Origin of the sequence: Nonomuraea sp. MG754425 (assembly GCF_021699195.1) — a bacterium.
Taxonomy (GTDB): Bacteria; Actinomycetota; Actinomycetes; order Streptosporangiales; family Streptosporangiaceae; genus Nonomuraea.
This window is the reverse complement of record NZ_SSXE01000077.1, coordinates 1-14,533: the sequence shown is the minus strand read 5'-3', so window position 1 is coordinate 14,533 and position 14,533 is coordinate 1. Positions and strand designations below refer to the sequence as shown.

At 69.9% G+C, this 14,533-nt stretch carries 14 protein-coding genes; 11 read left to right on the top strand and 3 right to left on the bottom strand.

The genetic code is table 11. The features are described 5' to 3' along the window. Positions 1 to 3: 3 nt before the first annotated feature. Positions 4 to 243 (top strand): SCO4848 family membrane protein, encoded by a 240-nt coding sequence (locus FAF44_RS25620; protein ID WP_237105804.1) that lies wholly within the window; start codon positions 4 to 6, stop codon positions 241 to 243. Here the strand turns inward: FAF44_RS25620 and FAF44_RS25615 are convergent. Further along, positions 215 to 1,567, bottom strand: a complete 1,353-nt coding sequence (locus FAF44_RS25615) for a peptide ligase PGM1-related protein (RefSeq protein ID WP_237105803.1) — start codon at positions 1,565 to 1,567, stop codon at positions 215 to 217. The two genes, FAF44_RS25620 and FAF44_RS25615, sit on opposite strands and share 29 nt — an antisense overlap. A 539-nt stretch (positions 1,568 to 2,106) precedes the next feature. Between FAF44_RS25615 and FAF44_RS25610 the strand changes: the two genes are divergently transcribed. Beyond that, positions 2,107 to 3,330, top strand: coding sequence for a M20 family metallopeptidase (locus FAF44_RS25610; protein ID WP_237105802.1), 1,224 nt, complete (start codon positions 2,107 to 2,109; stop codon positions 3,328 to 3,330). A 44-nt stretch (positions 3,331 to 3,374) separates the two neighbouring features. On the opposite strand, the gene FAF44_RS25605 is transcribed toward FAF44_RS25610, so the two are convergent. Beyond that, positions 3,375 to 5,273, bottom strand: coding sequence for a Xaa-Pro dipeptidyl-peptidase (locus FAF44_RS25605; protein ID WP_237105801.1), 1,899 nt, complete (start codon positions 5,271 to 5,273; stop codon positions 3,375 to 3,377). Positions 5,274 to 5,560: 287 nt separating this feature from the next. Between FAF44_RS25605 and FAF44_RS25600 the strand changes: the two genes are divergently transcribed. The 6 genes from FAF44_RS25600 (at position 5,561) to FAF44_RS25575 (ending at position 12,332) form a co-directional block, all read left to right on the top strand. Further along, positions 5,561 to 6,628: a BMP family protein gene (locus tag FAF44_RS25600; RefSeq protein WP_237105800.1), complete on the top strand. Its 1,068-nt coding sequence runs from the start codon at positions 5,561 to 5,563 to the stop codon at positions 6,626 to 6,628. An 80-nt stretch (positions 6,629 to 6,708) separates the two neighbouring features. Beyond that, positions 6,709 to 8,253: an ABC transporter ATP-binding protein gene (locus tag FAF44_RS25595; RefSeq protein WP_237105799.1), complete on the top strand. Its 1,545-nt coding sequence runs from the start codon at positions 6,709 to 6,711 to the stop codon at positions 8,251 to 8,253. After that, entirely contained in the window at positions 8,253 to 9,395 is a 1,143-nt protein-coding gene (locus FAF44_RS25590) for an ABC transporter permease (protein ID WP_237105798.1), read from the top strand. The genes FAF44_RS25595 and FAF44_RS25590 overlap by 1 nt, the downstream gene beginning before the upstream one ends. Beyond that, positions 9,392 to 10,660, top strand: coding sequence for an ABC transporter permease (locus FAF44_RS25585; RefSeq protein WP_237105797.1), 1,269 nt, complete (start codon positions 9,392 to 9,394; stop codon positions 10,658 to 10,660). Before FAF44_RS25590 ends, FAF44_RS25585 begins: the two co-directional genes overlap by 4 nt. After that, positions 10,657 to 11,052 (top strand): cytidine deaminase, encoded by a 396-nt coding sequence (locus tag FAF44_RS25580; protein ID WP_272895004.1) that lies wholly within the window; start codon positions 10,657 to 10,659, stop codon positions 11,050 to 11,052. Before FAF44_RS25585 ends, FAF44_RS25580 begins: the two co-directional genes overlap by 4 nt. Continuing rightward, a complete protein-coding gene (locus FAF44_RS25575) occupies positions 11,052 to 12,332 on the top strand; it encodes a thymidine phosphorylase (RefSeq protein WP_237105796.1) in 1,281 nt (426 codons plus the stop codon). The genes FAF44_RS25580 and FAF44_RS25575 overlap by 1 nt, the downstream gene beginning before the upstream one ends. Before the next feature lie 25 nt (positions 12,333 to 12,357). On the opposite strand, the gene FAF44_RS25570 is transcribed toward FAF44_RS25575, so the two are convergent. Beyond that, entirely contained in the window at positions 12,358 to 12,744 is a 387-nt protein-coding gene (locus tag FAF44_RS25570; protein ID WP_237105795.1) for a MarR family winged helix-turn-helix transcriptional regulator, read from the bottom strand. A 232-nt stretch (positions 12,745 to 12,976) separates the two neighbouring features. Between FAF44_RS25570 and FAF44_RS25565 the strand changes: the two genes are divergently transcribed. From FAF44_RS25565 to FAF44_RS25555, 3 genes are all read left to right on the top strand, one after another. After that, positions 12,977 to 13,357, top strand: coding sequence for a YbaB/EbfC family nucleoid-associated protein (locus tag FAF44_RS25565; RefSeq protein WP_237105794.1), 381 nt, complete (start codon positions 12,977 to 12,979; stop codon positions 13,355 to 13,357). Next, positions 13,354 to 13,665 carry a hypothetical protein gene (locus FAF44_RS25560; RefSeq protein ID WP_237105793.1) on the top strand — a complete coding sequence of 104 codons (312 nt, stop codon included), beginning with the start codon at positions 13,354 to 13,356 and terminating at the stop codon, positions 13,663 to 13,665. The genes FAF44_RS25565 and FAF44_RS25560 overlap by 4 nt, the downstream gene beginning before the upstream one ends. Continuing rightward, positions 13,662 to 14,533: hypothetical protein (locus tag FAF44_RS25555; RefSeq protein ID WP_237105792.1), on the top strand; the 872-nt coding region annotated here is incomplete at its 3' end. The genes FAF44_RS25560 and FAF44_RS25555, both read left to right, overlap by 4 nt.

Sequence of the window (14,533 nt, the reverse complement as noted above, 5' to 3'; positions counted from 1 at the left end):
CATGTGTCACGAAAGATCGCCGGATTCCTCATCGTCCTCGGCGCGTTCATGATCTTCGAGTGGATGAATCTGGGGTTTAACTTGGCCGATGGGCACCCCACGAGCTTCTATGTGGTGCACGGCATCCTGGTCGCGGTGAACGTGGTCCTCGGGGTGGTGCTGGCGGTGATCGGCTGGCGGGGCCTGCGCGGCTCCCGGGGCGGGGCTCCGCAGGTCAGGGACCGCACAGGAGGCGGCGGGTGAGGGCGTGCAGTTCGTCGGCCTCCTCGCGGGAGTCGCCGATCGAGGTGAAGCCGAGCTTGCCGTGCTCGGGGATGGCGCCGAGCAGGTGGAAGACGTTCCCGGTACGCCGCTCGGAGTCGAAGCCGATCCCGAGCCGTTCCGCGGTCCGCATCACCTCACCGGGAGTACGGCCGAGCAGGCAGCCGGAAGAGCAGTTATCGGTCGCCGTATAGAATTTCGGCTGATTTCCGGACATGAGAAGGCCCGTCGCGGGGTCGTAGACGGCCTCCGTCGTCAGCACGGCGGCGCCGAACGGATGCGTGGTGCCGCCGATCCGCAGGTTGATCTCGCACAGCAGCGCCGCGTACCCCGAGTCGCCCTTCAGCGCGAAGAAGTCCATCCCGAAGATCCCGGTCACGCCCCGATCCGCCAGCACCTGCGCGATCCGCGCGGCCGACTCGCCGACCTCGGCCCGGTACTCGCTCGCCGCCGGGAACGTGCAGCCCTGGTAGACGTGCCCGTTGACGCCGCCGAGCACCTGGTCGTGGGTGGCGAGCACCTGGGCCTCGCCGCCGGGCGTGATCTGGGCCAGCGCGCTCGGGAAGTAGAGCGGGCTGTGCTCGATGAACTCCTCGACCACCGCCCCCCGGTCGCGGATCTTCGAGGTGAAGCTGCTCCAGGTCTCGCCCGCCGCCGAGAAGCTGGTCAGCGACCTGTCGGCCTTCGTGACGATGGCGTTGCCGAGGCCCGAGTAACCGTCGTTCAGTTTGACGATCACGCGTTCGCCGGGCAGGGCCTCGATGGCCTCCTCGATCTGGAGCGCCGAGCGCACGTCGCCGAAGCCGCGCGCCATCGGCACGCCGGCCTCGTGTCCCACCTCCCTGGCCCCGCTCTTCGAGCCGTAGTAGGACAGCGACGTGGCAGGCCCGTAGAGCGGGACGCCGAGCAGCGCGGCCAGCTCCTCCTCCGACTCGCTGAGCACGAACGGGACCAGCCAGGCGTCGCCGTCGATCGCCGCGCGCAGCCGCTCGACGGCGTCGGGCCGGTCGAGCAGGTTCCTGGTCAACGGCTGGGACCAGGGGTCGTCGAGGCTGATCAGCGTCAGACGCTTGGCGGCGTCGTCGGGATCGGGCAGGAAGCCGAGGTAGTAGTCGACGATCTCGGGATCGATGGGTACGGAGGTGAGGTAGACCACCTTGACCCGGGGCTCGCGGAGCGTGAGCAGTAAGAACAGCAGGCGTTCCTCGTACGACCTGACTCCCGCGATCCGGCGGAGCTCGTCCTGCGGAAGCGAGAGCGAGGGCACGACCACCAGGGTCCCCTCACTCGGCTCGAAGATGCTCAACCCAGCACTCTTCTCCCCGAACGGGATATTAGTGATCATATAGCGAGTGAAACACGCATTCTTCTCAGATGCAGCCACCGCTAAAGTGTGATGACCATGACATAAGGTGACAGGATTCGAAATCGCTGACCACGTTTGAACTGACAGCATCGGGTCACGATCTACTGATCCCTTGTGACTATTTCCGGATCAGCCGTATGTGTACGGAACGTGACTTACCTGCGGTTTCGGGCCTGCAGTCGGGCAACTTTTGGTGTATCTGCCATCGCGCACCGGCGGGGGAGCGATAAAGTCGAATCATCGCCATCGGGGTCACGGCCGACCGCTGTGCTCCCGGCTGCAGCGGCACTCGCGACCGGACGACCGCGAAGCCCCGTGCTGACGATCTCGCGCACCGAACCCAGCAGGTGTGTCTTTTGATTCGCCGAGCGGCCGCTCAACCGGGTGGCCGCGGTGGGGATGGGGACTTTTTCAAGAGCGCAGGAGCCACGACGGCCGGTACGTTCGGGCCGCGCGGCACGGGACGGGACGGTGACACAATGCGGGGACGTGAGCTGCGGGGGGAACTCGACGCGTTCCTGGCGGAGACGGAGCAGGAACTCGTGGCCTTCCGCCGCGACCTGCACATGCACCCGGAGCTGGCCTTCGCCGAATACCGCACGACGCAGCGGATCGCCGAACGCCTCACCGCCGCCGGTCTGACACCCACGGTGCTGCCCAAGGGCACCGGGCTCATCTGCGACGTGGGCAGCGGCGACGGGCCGACCGTCGCGTTGCGCGCCGACATCGACGCACTGCCGCTGCAGGACGAGAAGGACACGCCCTACCGCTCCACCGTGGCCGGGGTCTGCCACGCGTGCGGGCACGACGTGCACACCACGGTCCTGCTCGGCACCTCGATCTTCCTGGCCCAGCAGGCGGCGGCGGGGCTGTTGCCCGGCCGGGTGCGGCTGATCTTCCAGCCCGCCGAGGAACTGCCCGGCGGCGCGCTGGAGGTCATGGCCCACGGCGGCATCAGCGGCGTCGACCGCATCTTCGGCCTCCACTGCGACCCGCGCGTGGACGTGGGGCAGCTCGGGCTCAGGAGCGGCCCGATCACCTCGGCCTGCGACCGGATCGCCGTCCGCGTCTCCGGCCCCGGTGGGCACACCGCCCGCCCGCACCTCACCGCCGACCTCGTCTTCGCCCTGGCCAAGATCCTCACCGAACTGCCCGCCGCGCTCTCGCGCCGCGTCGACCCGCGCTCGTCGCTCAGCCTCGTCTGGGGCCGGGTCGAGGCCGGCTCCGCCGCCAACGCGATCCCCGACGACGGGGTGGCCGAGGGCACGGTGCGCTGCCTCGACGAGAACGCCTGGCACGCCGCGCCCGACCTGATCAAGTCGCTGCTGGAGTCGGTGGCCGGCGCCTACGGCGTCGAGGCCACCCTCGACTACACCCGCGGGGTGCCGCCGGTGGTCAACGACGAGGTCAGCGTCGAGATGCTGGCCGAGGCGGCGGAACGGGCGCTGGGAGCCGGCGCGGTCGTCCCCACCCAGCAGTCACTGGGCGGGGAGGACTTCGCCTGGTACCTGGAGTCGATCCCCGGGGCGTTCGCCCGGCTGGGCACCCGCTCGGCCGACGGGGTGACGTACGACATCCATCAGGGCACCTTCGACGTGGACGAGCAGGCCATCTCGATGGGCGTGCGGGTGATGGCCACCACGGCGCTGACCGCGCTGTGGGAGGTCGGGCCGCTCGACCCGATCACCTCCGCCATGGCCTGACGGCCCGGACGGCGGGCGGGTGACCCCCGCCGTCCGGGCCTTCGTCACGGCAGCCGGCCGAGCACCACGGGCAGCCGCACGGACGACTTGCCCGGCGAGACGGTGATCCGCGTCCCCGCCGGGTAGCGCAGGGTGTAGTCGTGGTCGGTCGAGATGATCACCAGCCCCAGCCGGTGGCCCTTCTTGAACAGGTAGTCCGTCGGCTGGAAGTCCCAGGTGAAGGTGTAGTCCTTGCCGGGGCGCAGCGCCTCCGTCCGGTCCGGCCGGTGCCGGTTGCGGACGTCCAGCCAGCCCCTGGTGACGATCTTGTACGGGGTGGTCGCGGTGCCGAGCGTGCGCAGGACGGTGCAGCCCGTGTCACCGGGGACCCCCTGCCCGTAGCAGTAGTTCTGGCCGGTCGAGACCAGCGCGCCGGTCGGCCGGACGTCGGAGCCGTAGTCCACCAGCAGCGCCGTCAGGTAGGGCGAGGCCCCGCCGTCGAACGCGGCCCGCACCGAGACCGTGGGCGTCCCCGAGACGCGCACGTCGGAGGGCAGCACGCCGGTCGTGTACGCCAGCCGGTTCGGATCGCTCCCCACGGCCTCCACGAGTTGCTCGGCCGTCCTGGTCTTCTGGTCGGTGAACGTCTCCGCGGCCGTCCGCGGGCGCGGGAGCAGCCCGAGCGAGGAGCTGGGGCCGAGGTGCAGCGGGACGGCGGCCGAGCCCGGCAGCGGCCACGAGGCGTGCTGCCCCCACTGGCCCGGGGCGATCTCCACGTCCGCCTGCGGCTCGCGCATGATGCCCGAGTCGATGCCGTGCAGCCAGTGGTCGAACCAGCCGTGCAACTGCCGCAGCCACTCGGCCGTGCGCAGGTTGAACGGGCTCATGTGGGTGCCCTGGTGCAGCCAGATCTTGCGCGGGACGTGCCGCTTGGCCAGCGCGTACCACCATTGGGCGAACTGCTTGGTCTTGACGTTCCAGTCGTTGAGCCCGTGCACGAGGAAGACGCTGGCCTTCACCTTGCGCACGTCGTTGAGGTAGTTGCGCTCGTCCCAGAACGGGCTGTAGTCGCCGGTGACGCGGTCCTGGGCGGCGGTGATGCCGTCGATCAGGGCGCCGCAGGCCGCCTGGCCGTTCTGGCGGGTCAGCACGTACTTGGCGAGCACGTCGAGGTCCTCGCCCTGGAAGCCGCCGGGCGCGAGGACGCCGCCGTTGGCGCGGTAGTAGTCGTACCAGCTCGAGATGGCCGCGATGGGCACGATCGTCTCCAGGCCCGGCACGCCGGTCGCGGCGACCGCGTTCGGCAGCGTGCCGTTGTACGAGACGCCGATCATGCCGACCTTGCCCGTGGACCAGGTGGCCTCGACGGGGGCGCCCGCGGCGTCGAAGCCCCTGGCGCGGCCGTTCAGCCAGTCGATGGCGGCCTTCGGGCCCGCGGTCTCGTTCGGGGCGCCCGAGGTGGGGCAGCCGGTGGCGCGGGCGCTGCCCAGGTTCTCCACCAGCGCCACGGCGTAGCCCCTGGGCACGAAGTAGTTGTCGTAGTAGCCGTCGAAGGGGCCGGCTTCGAGCCGGCCCGCCGCCGCGGTCATGGCGGGCAGCGGGACGCCGTTCTCGTCCACGTCCACGGGGTGGTTGGCGACGTCGTTGCCCGGGGCGTAGTACGGGCTGGCCTCCATGATCACCGGGACCTTGAGTCCCTGGTCGGTCTCCTTGGGGCGCAGGATGTCCACGGCGACCCGGTCGTCGGCTCCGTCGCCGTCGCTGTCGGTGCCATCGACCTCGACGAACACCGTCTGTAGGATGGCGTCCGCCCGGGAGAAGACGGGCTGGGTCGCGTTGTGCTCCACCTTGATCGCCGGAGTGGCCGGGGCGGCGGGGGTCTCAGGGGTGGCGGACGCGGTGCCGGTCAGGGCCGCCACGAGCAAGGCGGCCAGCGGAACGGAGAGGGGTCTCCACGGGTGCATGCGGGGCTCCGATACGAAGATTTCCACCGTCTGTCGGAATCTCCGTCATGATCGGCCTCCAGGGCAAGAGGGGATCGGCCACCGAAGTCGAGAAATCCTGCGGGAGTGTCCGAAGTGCCGGAATCCCGGCTCAGGTCACAGACGCGACTGATGTCGATAACGGAGCGGTTGCGACCTTGTGTCCCAGTTTGGTTGTCCCTGGTCAAGCAACTATCTTCCGTGCAGGTGCCGTACGTTTCTTCGCGCCTGCGATGAGATTCGGCGGCGGGGAAATGGAAGGAGTCGCCTTGCTCGGCAAGCGATTCAGCAGTGTGGCGCTCGGCTCGGTCGCAGGCGTCCTGCTCATGGCGGTGGCCGCATGCGGTGGCGGCGGTGGGGGGACCACGGCCAGCCAGGAGCCGACCGGTGCGGCGAGCAGCGAGGCGCCGAAGAGCGACCTCAAGGTGGGGCTCGCGTTCGACGTCGGCGGCCGCGGTGACAAGTCCTTCAACGACGCGGCCTACGCCGGTCTGGAGAAGGCCCAGACGGACCTCAGCGCGGAGATCAAGGAGCTGAGCCCGGCCTCCGACGGCTCCAACCGCGGCGACCTGCTGCGCCAGCTCGCGGACGCCGGCTTCAACCCGATCATCGGTGTCGGCTTCGCCTACGCCGAGGACATCAAGAAGGCGGCCGAGGAGTACCCGGACATCCAGTTCGCGGTCGTCGACTCCGCCTCCAACGCGCCCAACGTGACCGGACTGCTGTTCGCCGAGGAGCAGGGCTCCTACCTGGCGGGCGTCGCGGCGGCGACCAAGTCGGAGTCCGGCCACGTCGGCTTCGTCGGCGGCGTCGAGAGCGACCTGATCAAGAAGTTCGAGGCGGGCTTCGTGGCGGGCGTGAAGTCGGTCAAGGCGGACGCCAAGATCGACGTCAAGTACCTCACCCCCGACGGTGACTTCTCCGGCTTCAAGGCCCCCGACAAGGGCAAGGTCGCGGCCGAGAAGATGTACCAGGACGGCGCGGACATCGTCTACCACGCCTCCGGCGACTCCGGCCTCGGCGTCTTCCAGGCCGCGTCCGCGGCCAAGAAGAAGGCCATCGGCGTCGACTCCGACCAGCGCCAGACGGTCAAGGAGACCGAGCTGCAGTCGGTGATCATGACCTCGATGCTCAAGCGCGTCGACGTCGGCGTGTTCGAGTTCATCAAGGCGTTCCAGGGTGGCGCCAAGGGCGGCTCGAACGTCACCTACGACCTGAAGGTCGACGGCGTGGGCCTGTCCACCACGGGCGGCGAGATCGACGACATCAAGGACAAGCTCGACGCTGCCAAGAAGGACATCGTCGACGGCAAAATCACGGTTCCTGCCAAGCCGTAAACAGGGTAGGAGAGACACCTGAGGGCCCGGAGTCCCCACTTCGGGCCTTCTGTCTATCCGCCCCCCGTAGGAGAGGCGAAATGAGTGCTGACACCCTGGCCACGGCGACCCCGGCCGTAGAGCTGGAGGGCATCACCAAGCGTTTCCCCGGTGTCGTCGCGAACCACGACATCCGCATCACCGTCCAGCCCGGCACGGTGCACGCCATCGTGGGGGAGAACGGCGCGGGCAAGTCCACCCTGATGAAGATCCTCTACGGCATGCAGAAACCGGACGAGGGCACCATCAGGGTCAACGGCACGGAGGTCAGCTTCCGCACGCCGAGCGACGCCATCGGGGTCGGGATCGGCATGGTGCACCAGCACTTCATGCTCGCCGACAACTTCACCGTCCTGGAGAACATCATCCTCGGCGCCGAGCCGAGCAACGTCGGCGTGCTCGACACGGCGGCGGCCCGCCGGCGCATCACCGAGCTGGCCGAGGCCCACGGCCTGCGGGTCGATCCCGACAAGCTCGTGGAGGGACTGGGCGTCGGCGACCGGCAGCGCGTCGAGATCCTCAAGGTGCTCTACCGGGGCGCCCGCATCCTCATCCTCGACGAGCCGACCGCCGTGCTCGTGCCGCAGGAGGTCGAGGAGCTCTTCCAGAGCCTGCGCGAGCTGAAGGCGGAGGGCCTGACCGTCATCTTCATCTCGCACAAGCTCGACGAGGTGCTCGACATCGCCGACGCGATCACCGTGATCCGGCGCGGCACCACGGTCGCCAGCGTGGACCCCGACAACGTCACCGCGCGCCAGCTCGCCGAGCTGATGGTGGGCAGCGAACTGCCCACGCCCGAGACCCGCGAGTCCACCGTGACCGACACGGTGACGCTGACGGTCTCGAACCTCACCATGCAGGCCGAAGGTCAGCGCCTGCTCCTCGACGACGTGTCGTTCGCGATCCACCAGGGTGAGATCCTCGGCATCGCCGGCGTCGAGGGCAACGGCCAGTCGGAGCTGATCGAGGCCATCATGGGCATCCGCTCCGCGCACGGCCGCCTCGAACTGGCCGGCCAGGACATCACCGGCTGGTCCACGCTGAAGCGCCGGGAGGCCGGCATCGGCTACATCCCCGAGGACCGCCACCGCCAGGGCCTGCTCCTGGAGGCGTCGCTGTGGGAGAACCGGGTGCTCGGCCACCAGACGAGGAAACCCGCGCGCAGCGGCATCTGGGTCGACCGGCGGGCCGCCAAGGCCGACACCGAGCGCATCGTCGAGGAATACGACGTACGCACGCCCGGCGTGGACACCCTCGCCCTCGCCCTGTCCGGTGGCAACCAGCAGAAGCTGATCGTGGGCCGCGAGATGAGCGGCGAGCCCGCCTTCCTCATCGCCGCCCACCCCACCCGAGGCGTGGACGTCGGCGCGCAGGCGGCCATCTGGGGCCACCTGCGCGACGCCCGCGCCGCCGGGCTCGCGGTGCTGCTCATCTCCGCCGACCTCGACGAGCTCATCGGCCTGTCCGACTCGATCCAGGTCATCTACCGGGGCCGGCTCGTGGCCGCGCTCGACCCTTCCGACATCACGCCCGAGCGCTTGGGCGGTTACATGACCGGCGCCATCGCCGGTAACGAGGAGACGTGATGCCCGCCGGGCTCAACCGGGCGCTGCTCACCCTCGCCGGCGCCGTCGTCGCCGTCCTGCTGGCGATCGCGATCTGCAGCGTGGCGATCATCGTCGCGGGCGGTGAGCCGCTCGCGGCGCTGACCGCCCTGTTCGACTTCGGCGAGTCCGCGCGGGCGCAGTCGAACTCGATCGCCGTCTTCCTCAACCGCGCGGTGCCGCTGTTCATCGCGGGCCTTGCGGTGGCCGTCGGGTTCCGGATGAACCTCTTCAACATCGGGGTGGAGGGCCAGTACCGGATCGCGGCCGTCTGCGCCGCGTACGTCGGCTCCACGTTCACCGCCCCCGCCCCCATCCAGATCACGGTGATCATCCTGGTCGCGGCGCTGGTCGGCGGCCTGTACGCGCTCATCCCCGCCGTCATGAAGGTGACCAGGGGCGTGAACGAGGTCATCGCCACGATCATGTTGAACTACATCGCGATCAACCTGTCCTCCTTCCTCGTGCGCGGCCCCTTCGCCGGGCAGCGCGCGGAGGGCGAGCTCAACGTGACCACGCCGAAGCTGCCCGAGTCGGCCATGTTCCCCGACCTGAACTTCCTGTTCGAGGGGTTCGGCATGCTGCCGCCGACCCGCAACGGCGGCCTGTGGGGCTTCATCGTCGTGGCCATCGTGCTCGGCGTGCTGGTCTGGGTGGTGCTCGAACGCACCCGGTTCGGCTTCAACATCAAGGCCAGCGGCCTCAACGGGCCCGCCGCCCTCGCCTCCGGCGTCAACCCGAAGACCATGGTGATCTCGGCCATGGTGCTGTCCGGGGCGATCGCCGGGCTCATCGGCCTGCCCGAGATCCTCGGCGACCGAGGCGCGTTCAACTCCAACTTCACCGCCGGCCTGGGCTTCCTCGGCATCGCGGTGGCGCTGCTCGGCCGGAACAAGCCGGTCGGCATCGCGATCGCCGCGCTGCTGTTCGCGTTCCTCGACCGGGCGCAGGGCGCGCTGCAGTTCGCCGGCATCCCCCCGGCGGTCATCACGATCATCCAGGGCGCGATCGTGCTGCTGGTCGTCGTGGCCAACGAGGTGACCGGCCGGTTCGCGCGCAGACTCGAAGAGCGGCGGGCCGCCCAGCAGCTCGGCAGGAACACACCGGTTGAGGTGACCGCATGACCAGGATCGGCAAGTACCACCTGGCGCTCATCGGCGTCGCCGTGCTCGTCCTGCTGATGTCGCTGGTCCGGATCCTCTCCGGCCAGGACGACATCACCTCCTCCGGCACATTCGCCGCGGCGCTGCAGTTCGCCGTGCCGATCGGCCTGGCCGGGCTCGGCGGCCTGTGGGCCGAACGCGCCGGCGTGGTCAACATCGGCCTCGAAGGCATGATGGTGCTCGGCACCTGGTTCGCGGGCTGGGCCGGCTACCAGTGGGGCCCGATGGCGGCGCTGGCCGCCGGGCTGCTCGGCGGCGCGCTCGGCGGGCTGCTGCACGCGATCGCGACCGTGACGTTCGGCGTCGACCACATCATCAGCGGCGTCGCCATCAACCTGCTCGGCCCCGGCATCACCCGCTTCCTGTCGGAGGTGCTCTACAAGGAGGGCACGCCGGCGGCCGAGGCGGGCGCGGGCATCACGTCCTCGCCCGCGATCGGCAAACCCTGGGACATCAGCCTGCCGGTGTTGTCCGACGGCCCCGATCTGCTCGGCAGGCTGGAGGCCACCCACTGGTTTCTGCTGTCCGACGTGGCCGGCATCCTGCGCGGGCTCACGCATGGCGTCAACCCGCTGGCGGTGCTGGCGGTGCTGCTGCTGCCGCTGACGTTCTTCGTGCTCTGGCGGACGGCCTTCGGGCTGCGGCTGCGCTCGGTGGGCGAGAACCCGTGGGCCGCCGAGTCGCTGGGCGTGAACGTCTACCTGACCAAGTACGTCGCCGTCATCATCTCCGGCGCGTTCGCCGGGCTCGGCGGCGTGTTCCTGGTCTACGGGGCCACCAAGTACGTCGAGGGCCAGACGCTCGGGCGCGGCTTCATCGGCCTGGCCGCCATGATCTTCGGCAACTGGCGTCCCGGCGGCCTCGCGGTCGGCGCCTCCCTGTTCGGGTACGCCGACGGCCTGCAAGTGCGCAGCTCCGGCGCGATCACCTCGTTCTTCCTGTTCGGGGCGGTGCTGCTGCTGATCTACCTCGGCCTGCGGGTGCGCCACCTGACCTCCGCCGCCACGCCCGACAAGCCGGCGCTCAAGCAGTACACGCTGATGGCCGTGGCCGCCGCGGGTATGGTCGTGCTGTTCTGGCTCTGGCTGACCGTCGATCAGCTTCCGAACGAGTTCGTCTACATCACGCCACACGTGCTCACGCTGCTCGTGCTCCTGGTCGCCTCGCAGAGTTTGCGGATGCCCAAGGCCGACGGCGTCAGCTACCGCCGAGGGGAACAACATTGAACATCGACTGGGACGGCCTGCGCGACGAGGCGGCCGAGGCCATGCGGCACGCGTACGCGCCGTACTCCAAGTTCCCCGTCGGCGCGGCGGCGCTGGTGGACGACGGGCGGGTGGTCACCGGCTGCAACGTCGAGAACGCCTCCTACGGGGTGGGCCTGTGCGCCGAGTGCGGCCTCGTCTCGGCGCTGCAGCGCTCCGGCGGCGGCCGGCTGGTGGCGTTCACCTGCGTGGACGGCCACGGTGAGCTGCTGATGCCGTGCGGGCGCTGCCGTCAGCTCCTGTACGAGTTCGGCGGCGAGGACCTGCTGGTCGAGACCGAGGACGGGCCGAAGCGGATGGCCGAGATCCTCCCGTACGCGTTCGGGCCGCAGGACCTCAGCAGGAGCGCGTGATGGACGCCATCGAGGTCATCCGCGCCAAGCGGGACCGGGGCGAGCTCACCACGGCCCAGATCGACTGGGTGATCGACGCCTACACGCGTGGCGACGTGGCCGACGAGCAGATGTCGGCGCTGGCCATGGCGATCCTGCTGAACGGCATGAACCGGCGCGAGATCGCCTCCTGGACCCAGGCCATGATCCGCTCCGGCGAGCGCATGGACTGGTCGGCCCTCGACCGGCCCACGGCCGACAAGCACTCGACGGGCGGCGTCGGCGACAAGATCACCCTGCCGCTGGCTCCGCTGGTGGCGGCGTGCGGCGCGTACGTGCCGCAGTTGTCCGGGCGGGGGCTCGGGCACACCGGCGGCACCCTGGACAAGCTGGAGTCGATCCCCGGCTGGCGGGCCTCGCTGTCCAACGCCGAGATGCTGGCGGCACTGCGCTCCGCCGGCGCGGTGGTGTGCGCCGCCGGGTCGGGGCTGGCTCCGGCCGACAAGAAGTTGTACGCGCTGCGCGACGTCACCGGGACCGTCGAGTCGATCCCGCTGATCGCCTCGTCGATCATGTCGAAGAAGATCGCCGAGGGCACGGGGTCGCTGGTCCTGGACGTGAAGGTGGGCTCCGGGGCGTTCATGAAGACGGTCCGGGAGGCTCGTGAGCTGGCCGAGACCATGGTCGCGCTCGGCACCGACGCCGGGGTGCGCACCGTCGCGCTGCTGACCGCCATGGACCGGCCGCTGGGGCGGGCCGTGGGGAACGCGCTGGAGGTCGCCGAGTCGGTCGAGGTGCTGGCCGGCGGCGGGCCCGCCGACGTGGTGGAGCTGACTTTGCGGCTGGCGCGGGAGATGCTGGAGGCGGCCGGGGTCGCGCCGGTCAAGGACCCTGAGAAGGCGCTGGAGGACGGGTCGGCCATGGACGCGTGGCGGCGCATGATCTCCGCCCAGGGCGGTGACCCGGACGCGGCACTGCCCAGGGCCGCGCAGACCCTGACGGTGGACGCGCCCGCCTCCGGGGTGCTGGCCCGGCTGGACGCCTACGCCGTGGGCCTGGCCGCCTGGCGGCTGGGGGCCGGGCGGGCACGCAAGGAGGACCCGGTCTCGTTCGGGGCCGGGATCGAACTGCACGCCAAGCCCGGGGACGTGGTGCGCGCGGGGCAGCCGTTGCTCACCCTGCACGCCGACGACGCCGCGCGCTTCCCGCGGGCTCTGGAGGCGCTGGACGGCGGGTACGCGGTGGGGCCGGCGGCCGGGGAGCAGTTGCCCCTGGTCATCGACCGCGTCACCGCGGCCTGACTGGTCGCCCGCTCCGGCGATGGCCTCAGGTGGCCAGGACCGGGGCGTCGGCGAAGACCTCGGCCAGCACCGCCCGCTGGGTCGGCAGGGCTTCGGCGTAGCGCGCGCGGCCTTCGTCCGTGATGTGCACGAACACCCCTCGCCGGTCTTCGTCGCACACTCCCCGCGAGACCAGCGCGGCCCGCTCCAGGCGGGCGACCACCCGCGACAGCGCGCTCTGGCTCAGGTGCACCTCGTCGCAGAGCTCCTGGATGCGCAGCTTGCGGTTGTGATGGACGATCCGGTCCAGCACCTCGAACTCGCTGGGGCCCAGCCCGTGCCGATCTCCGAGCACCCGCTCCAGCATGCACATGGTCCTGGCGTGTTTCGCCAGGACGTAATGCCAGGTGTCCACCACCGACTGCTCCTCCATGTCGCGGAGGTTACCACTTCGTGAAACTTCATGCCAGGACATTAAATGTATGTGCATCAAAGTTGCATGCATGGGGTTGTCGTCCTCAAATGAGAAGTTTTTCGGCTCGGATGGGCCGACAACTTGGTTAACGCCGCGCAAACACCGGTGAATGAACGCGGAATCCAGACAAAGCGTTTATATGATGAGATTTAGTATTAGGTGTGCTGGATGGGCGGAGGGTACTGCCGGGGTGGACGCGTTCGAGTCGGAGATCGAGGACCTGGCGGGGGAGATCAACCAGCAGATCGCGCGCGTCCGGCGGACCTACGAGGAGTTCGCCTCGCTGGAGCACACGGCACGTTCCAAGGATGGGCTGGTCAGCGTGACCGTCGGCCCGCACGGGCGGCTGCTCCGCATCGATCTGAACCCCCGGGTGTACCGCACCCTGTCGCCGACCGAGCTGTCCGACGCGATCATGCGGCAGGCGGCCCAGGCCACCGCCGCCGTCTCCGAGCGGAGCAAGGAGCTCATGACGCCCCTCATGCCGGACGGCGTCCCGGTCGAGGAGGTCTTCGGGGAACGCGCCACCCTCGACGCCTTCCTGCCCGGCCCCGTGGAGCCGGCCCCGTGAACGACGGCTACTCCGTGACGCCGGAGGCGCTGCGCCGCCGCGCCGCCGTCTACCGCGACCTCAAGAGCAACGCCGAACAGGCGCGTGACAGCCTGCGCGACGCCTTCGACCGGGACAGGAAGACGCTCGGCAACGACGCCTACGGCGCGGAGATGGCCAAGCAGTTGCCCGCGATCGAGCGGCGCATCTTCGACGACCTGGAGAGCTACCTGGACGAGCTCGACGGTCTCGACTCGGGCCTGCACGCCACGAGCCGCAACTACGAGTGGGCGGAGGACCCACCCGGCAGCACGCCCCGGCGCTCGTGAGCTTCGACGGCTTCCTCGTGCCCGACTGGGCCAAGCCGTACGTGGGCTGGGTGGTCGGCATGGACTGGCCGGAAGGGGACGAGACCGGCTGCTTCCGGCTGGCCGACGCCTGCATCCTCGCCGCGCACCGGCTCGTCGAGGGCACGGACGCCGACCAGCCGTGGGGCGTGACCCAGATCGGGGCCAGATGGGACGGCGAGGCCCACCTCGCCTTCGCCTCCCACGTCAAGACCGTGGCCAACGAGCGGGTCGCCTCCCTGGTCGAGCGGCTGGTGAACACCGCCGTCGCGCTCAACGGCGTGGGCGTGCAGATCCAGTACGCCAAGTACATGATCGAGGTCACCGTCTGGCTGCTGATCGCGCAGCTCGCGTACCTGCTGGCGATGGCCATCGTCAGCGGCGGGCAGAGCCTGGGGCTCATCCCGCCGCGCGTGCAGCTCGCGCGGATGACGGTCGCGCAGATCGCCAAGCGGTGCCTGCAGAACATCGCGCTGTTCGCCGGCATCGTGGCCGGCATGGACCTGGGCGTGCAGGTCCTGCAGATGGTGAAGGGCCGCAGGGACGAGATCGACATCCAGCAGCTCGCGATCTCCGCGCTGAGCGGCGGCGCCATGGGCGGCCTCATGGGGCTGCTCAGCGGCGGGCTGTCCAGGATGGCCACGCCCGCGCTGCGGGCCGGTCTGACCAGGGCCGAGATGAGCACGGCCGAGAAGCTGATCGCCGCCGCCACGTCGTCCTTGTACGGCCAGGCCGCCCAGTACGCCCTCACCGGCGGCATCACGACCGCGGGCACCATGCTGGCCCAGGGCCACTTCGACTGGGACCTGCTGGCCAAGGGCGTCACCTCCAGCGCGCTCGGCGCCGACGG

Bases quoted from the DNA above. Each gene is read 5' to 3' on its own strand.
- FAF44_RS25610 (WP_237105802.1), top strand. From the start codon at position 2,107: ATGCGGGGACGTGAGCTGCGGGGGGAACTCGACGCGTTCCTGGCGGAG.
- FAF44_RS25605 (WP_237105801.1), bottom strand. From the start codon at position 5,273: ATGCACCCGTGGAGACCCCTCTCCGTTCCGCTGGCCGCCTTGCTCGTG.
- FAF44_RS25595 (WP_237105799.1), top strand. From the start codon at position 6,709: ATGAGTGCTGACACCCTGGCCACGGCGACCCCGGCCGTAGAGCTGGAG.
- FAF44_RS25590 (WP_237105798.1), top strand. From the start codon at position 8,253: ATGCCCGCCGGGCTCAACCGGGCGCTGCTCACCCTCGCCGGCGCCGTC.
- FAF44_RS25585 (WP_237105797.1), top strand. From the start codon at position 9,392: ATGACCAGGATCGGCAAGTACCACCTGGCGCTCATCGGCGTCGCCGTG.
- FAF44_RS25575 (WP_237105796.1), top strand. From the start codon at position 11,052: ATGGACGCCATCGAGGTCATCCGCGCCAAGCGGGACCGGGGCGAGCTC.
- FAF44_RS25570 (WP_237105795.1), bottom strand. From the start codon at position 12,744: ATGGAGGAGCAGTCGGTGGTGGACACCTGGCATTACGTCCTGGCGAAA.